At 71.1% G+C, this 4,837-nt stretch carries 6 protein-coding genes; all 6 read left to right on the top strand.

What is annotated here, in order from left to right; all coding sequences use genetic code 11:
- Positions 1-25 precede the first annotated feature (25 nt).
- Positions 26-349 (top strand): integration host factor, encoded by a 324-nt coding sequence (locus tag VIU94_RS37490; RefSeq protein WP_030493613.1) that lies wholly within the window; start codon positions 26-28, stop codon positions 347-349.
- Between the two features lie 49 nt (positions 350-398).
- Positions 399-962 carry a guanylate kinase gene (gene gmk / locus VIU94_RS37485; RefSeq protein WP_331918842.1) on the top strand — a complete coding sequence of 188 codons (564 nt, stop codon included), beginning with the start codon at positions 399-401 and terminating at the stop codon, positions 960-962.
- Between the two features lie 28 nt (positions 963-990).
- Positions 991-1,263, top strand: a complete 273-nt coding sequence (rpoZ, locus tag VIU94_RS37480) for a DNA-directed RNA polymerase subunit omega (protein ID WP_005319902.1) — start codon at positions 991-993, stop codon at positions 1,261-1,263.
- A 113-nt stretch (positions 1,264-1,376) separates the two neighbouring features.
- Positions 1,377-2,591 (top strand): bifunctional phosphopantothenoylcysteine decarboxylase/phosphopantothenate--cysteine ligase CoaBC, encoded by a 1,215-nt coding sequence (gene coaBC / locus VIU94_RS37475; protein ID WP_331918840.1) that lies wholly within the window; start codon positions 1,377-1,379, stop codon positions 2,589-2,591.
- A gap of 252 nt (positions 2,592-2,843) precedes the next feature.
- The gene (gene metK, locus VIU94_RS37470; protein ID WP_331918838.1) at positions 2,844-4,052 is read left to right on the top strand and encodes a methionine adenosyltransferase; all 1,209 of its coding nucleotides are present in this window, start codon (positions 2,844-2,846) and stop codon (positions 4,050-4,052) included.
- Positions 4,053-4,137: 85 nt separating this feature from the next.
- A partial coding sequence (locus tag VIU94_RS37465; protein ID WP_524540660.1) for a primosomal protein N' family DNA-binding protein occupies positions 4,138-4,837 on the top strand: 700 nt, incomplete at its 3' end.

Here is a 4,837-nt window from a genome sequence, read left to right as displayed (position 1 = left end):
GTTCGACATCCGAGGTGACGTAGGCGTGGCTCTTCCGCCCCTTACCCCTGAACAGCGCGCAGCCGCGCTCGAAAAGGCCGCCGCGGCTCGCCGGGAGCGGGCCGAGGTCAAGAATCGACTCAAGCACTCCGGCGCCTCCCTGCACGAGGTCATCAAGCAGGGCCAGGAGAACGACGTCATCGGCAAGATGAAGGTCTCCGCGCTTCTTGAGTCCCTGCCGGGCGTGGGCAAGGTCCGCGCCAAGCAGATCATGGAGAGGCTCGGCATCTCCGAGAGCCGTCGTGTGCGCGGTCTCGGCTCCAACCAGATCGCCTCCCTGGAGCGCGAGTTCGGCGGCGCCGGCGCCTGAGTCCGGGACATCGTCCTGGGCACACCCGCAAAGCTGGAATAATCGCTGCATGGCAGCAGAGGTACGTCCGCGGCTGACCGTGCTCTCCGGCCCCTCCGGGGTCGGCAAGAGCACGGTCGTCGCTCATATGCGCAAGGTCCACCCCGAGGTCTGGCTCTCGGTGTCGGCCACGACACGAAAGCCGCGTCCCGGCGAGAAGCACGGCGTCCAGTACTTCTTCGTCTCGGACGACGAGTTCGACAAGCTGGTCGCCAACGGCGAGCTTCTCGAGTGGGCCGAGTTCGCGGGCAACCGCTACGGCACGCCCCGGCGGGCGGTCCTGGACCGCCTGGAGGCCGGCGAGCCGGTCCTCCTCGAGATCGACCTCCAGGGCGCCCGACAGGTCAAGGAGTCCCTGCCGGACTCCCAGTTGGTCTTCCTGGCCCCGCCGAGCTGGGACGAACTGGTCCGCCGCCTCACCGGCCGCGGCACCGAGTCGCCCGAGGTGATCGAGCGCCGGCTCGAGGCCGCCAAGGTCGAGCTGGCCGCCGAAACCGAGTTCGACACCACCCTCGTCAACACCTCCGTCGAGGACGTAGCACGTGAGCTGCTAGCCTTGATGGCAGTTGTCTGATCTTTTTCCCCCTTTCGGAAGGTAGAGCGTGTCCTCTTCCATCACCGCGCCCGAGGGCATCATCAACCCGCCGATCGACGAGCTGCTCGAGGCCACGGACTCGAAGTACAGCCTCGTGATCTACGCGGCCAAGCGCGCGCGGCAGATCAACGCGTACTACTCCCAGCTCGGCGAGGGCCTGCTGGAGTACGTCGGTCCGCTGGTGGACACCCACGTCCATGAGAAGCCGCTCTCGATCGCCCTGCGCGAGATCAACGCGGGTCTGCTGACCTCCGAGGCCATCGAGGGCCCGGCTCAGTAAGCACGTAACGCTTGTCACTTCAGGCCCGGCGGCACGACCGCCGGGCCTGTGGTGTCTCATGGAGTCGTACGCATCCGCCAGTCGTACGCAGCCGAGCTCGGGGAGCAGCAGTGGTGGCAAAGCCGAAGGTCGTTCTCGGGGTCAGCGGCGGCATCGCCGCGTACAAGGCCTGTGAGCTGCTGCGGCGGCTCACGGAGTCCGGCCACGACGTGCGCGTCGTCCCGACCGACGCGGCGCTGCACTTCGTCGGCGCGGCCACCTGGTCCGCGCTCTCCGGCAACCCCGTCTCCACCGAGGTGTGGGAGTCCGTCCACGAGGTCCCGCACGTCCGCATCGGCCAGGCCGCCGACCTCGTCGTCGTCGCCCCCGCCACCGCCGACATGCTGGCCAAGGCCGCGCACGGCCTCGCCGACGACCTGCTCACCAACACCCTGCTGACCGCCCGCTGTCCGGTCGTCTTCGCGCCCGCGATGCACACCGAGATGTGGGAGCACCCGGCCACCCAGGAGAACGTGGCCACCCTGCGCCGCCGCGGCGCGATCGTCATCGAGCCCGCCGTCGGCCGCCTCACCGGCGTCGACACAGGCAAGGGCCGGCTGCCCGACGCCGCCGAGATCTTCGAGGTCTGCCGCAGGGTCCTCGCGCGCGGGGCCACCGCGCCCGACCTCGTGGGCCGCCATGTGGTGGTGAGCGCCGGCGGCACCCGCGAACCGCTCGACCCCGTCCGCTACCTGGGCAACCGGTCCTCCGGGAAGCAGGGCTACGCCCTGGCCCGGGCCGCCGCCGCGCGCGGCGCGCGGGTCACCCTGATCGAGGCCAACACCGGCATCCCCGACCCGGCCGGCGTCGACGTCGTGCACGTCGGCACCGCCGTCCAACTGCGCGAGGCCGTGCTCAAGGCCGCGGCGGACGCCGACGCGGTGGTCATGGCGGCGGCCGTCGCCGACTTCCGCCCGGCCGTCTATGCGCCCGGCAAGATCAAGAAGCAGGGCGACGACGGCGCGCCCACGGTCGAGCTGGTCCGGAACCCGGACATCCTCGCGGAGATCTCCGCCGAGCGCGCCCTGCCCGGCCAGGTGGTCGTCGGCTTCGCCGCCGAGACCGACGACGTGCTCGCCCACGGCCGCGAGAAGCTCCGTCGCAAGGGCTGCGACCTGCTCGTGGTGAACGAGGTGGGGGAGCGCAAGACCTTCGGCGCGGAGGAGAACGAGGCCGTGATCCTCGCCGCCGACGGGGCCGAGACGCCCGTGCCGTACGGTCCGAAGGAGGCGCTCGCCGAGACGGTCTGGGACCTGGTCGCGCCGCGACTGCGCGCCGGGACCGCGTAGCATAGGGAGGAATTTCCCATCCACTCCCACGCATGGACGAAACCGCGTGGAACCGGGCCTTTCGGGCGTGGATGGGGGCCATTCGCCGTACGGGAGGTGACGTACTCCCGGGTGATCCGTCTCCCACGTTGCGAGACACCTGGCCCAACGCCCGAGAGGGCCCGATAAACTGTTCTCGGAACGACGCGGGGCGCAGCCCCCTGCTGTTCCGTAAATGATCAGCCAGCAGCCGCTGCAACCACAGGGAGCGTTGTGTCCCGTCGTCTCTTCACCTCGGAGTCAGTGACCGAGGGTCACCCCGACAAGATCGCTGACCAGATCAGCGACACCATTCTCGACGCGCTGCTCCGGGAGGACCCCACCTCCCGTGTCGCCGTGGAGACCCTGATCACCACCGGTCTCGTGCACGTGGCCGGCGAGGTCACCACCAAGGCCTGGGCGGACATCCCCACCCTGGTGCGCAACAAGATCCTCGAGATCGGGTACGACTCCTCGAAGAAGGGCTTCGACGGCGCCTCCTGCGGCGTCTCGGTCTCCATCGGGTCGCAGTCCCCGGACATCGCGCAGGGCGTCGACACGGCGTACGAGAAGCGCGTCGAGGGCGACGAGGACGAGCTGGACAAGCAGGGCGCCGGCGACCAGGGCCTGATGTTCGGCTACGCGTCGGACGAGACCCCCGAGCTCATGCCGCTCCCGATCCACCTCGCGCACCGGCTCTCCCGCCGGCTGACCGAGGTCCGCAAGAACGGGACCATCCCGTACCTGCGCCCCGACGGCAAGACCCAGGTCACCATCGAGTACGACGGCGACAAGGCCGTCCGCCTCGACACGGTCGTGGTCTCCTCGCAGCACGCCTCCGACATCGACCTCGAGTCGCTGCTCGCGCCCGACATCCGCGAGTTCGTCGTCGAGCACGTGCTCAAGCAGCTCGTCGAGGACGGCATCAAGCTGGACACCGACGGCTACCGCCTCCTGGTGAACCCGACCGGCCGCTTCGAGATCGGCGGCCCGATGGGCGACGCCGGCCTCACCGGCCGCAAGATCATCATCGACACCTACGGCGGCATGGCCCGCCACGGCGGCGGCGCCTTCTCCGGCAAGGACCCGTCCAAGGTCGACCGCTCGGCCGCCTACGCCATGCGCTGGGTCGCCAAGAACGTCGTGGCCGCCGGCCTCGCCTCGCGCTGCGAGGTCCAGGTCGCGTACGCGATCGGCAAGGCGGAGCCGGTCGGTCTCTTCGTCGAGACCTTCGGCACCAACACCGTCGACACGGAGAAGATCGAGTCCGCGATCGGCGAGGTCTTCGACCTCCGCCCGGCCGCGATCATCCGCGACCTCGACCTGCTGCGCCCGATCTACGCCCAGACGGCCGCCTACGGCCACTTCGGCCGCGAGCTGCCCGACTTCACGTGGGAGCGCACCGACCGCGTCGAGGCGCTGCGCAAGGCCGCCGGCGTCTGACGCCCGCACCGCCGTTCCCGTACGGCCCCGGACCTCTCGGTCCGGGGCCGTCGGCGTTGTCGGCGTCGTTTGGTAGGAATGCCATGTGAGCAGCGAGAACGAGATCCCCGAAGGCGGCCCGGCGGCCGGCGAGCCGCCGGAGCAGCTCGCGCTCATCCGGGAGACCGTGCGCAAGGCGAAGGCGCCGCGCGCCAAGCCGCGTACCTGGCGCGATGCGGCCCTGGCCAAGGAGCTGCCGGTGGCCCGGGTCGTGGTGAACAAGGGCGTGCTCCATCTCGACCGGTTCTTCGACTACGCGGTCCCCGAGGAGCTCGACGAGGCCGCGCAGCCCGGCGTCCGGGTCCGGGTGCGCTTCGGGGCCGGGTCGCACCAGGTCAGGGGCGGCCGTCGGGAGGGCGGCCGGCTGATCGACGGTTTCCTCGTCGAGCGGCTCGCCGCGTCCGACTACAGCGGGCCGCTGGCCGCGCTCGCCGACGTGGTCTCGCCCGAGCCGGTGCTGAGCCCGGAGCTGCTCGGGCTCGCGCGGGCGGTGGCCGACCGGTACGCGGGCAGCCTGGCGGACGTGCTGCAGCTCGCCGTCCCGCCGCGTAGCGCGCGCGCCGAGTCCAAGCCCTCGCCCGCCCCGCTGCCGCCGCCTCCCGCGCCGGAGCCGGGCACCTGGGCGCGGTACGAGCGGGGGCCGGCGTTCCTGGAGTCGCTGGCCGGGGGCGGCGCGCCACGGGCCGTGTGGAACGCGCTGCCGGGCCCGCACTGGGCCGAGGAGCTCGCCCGCGCCGTCGCTGCGA

It is taken from the genome of Streptomyces sp. (assembly GCF_036566765.1).
Taxonomy (GTDB): Bacteria; Actinomycetota; Actinomycetes; order Streptomycetales; family Streptomycetaceae; genus Streptomyces.
This window is presented reverse-complemented; position numbering and strand designations above follow the sequence as displayed.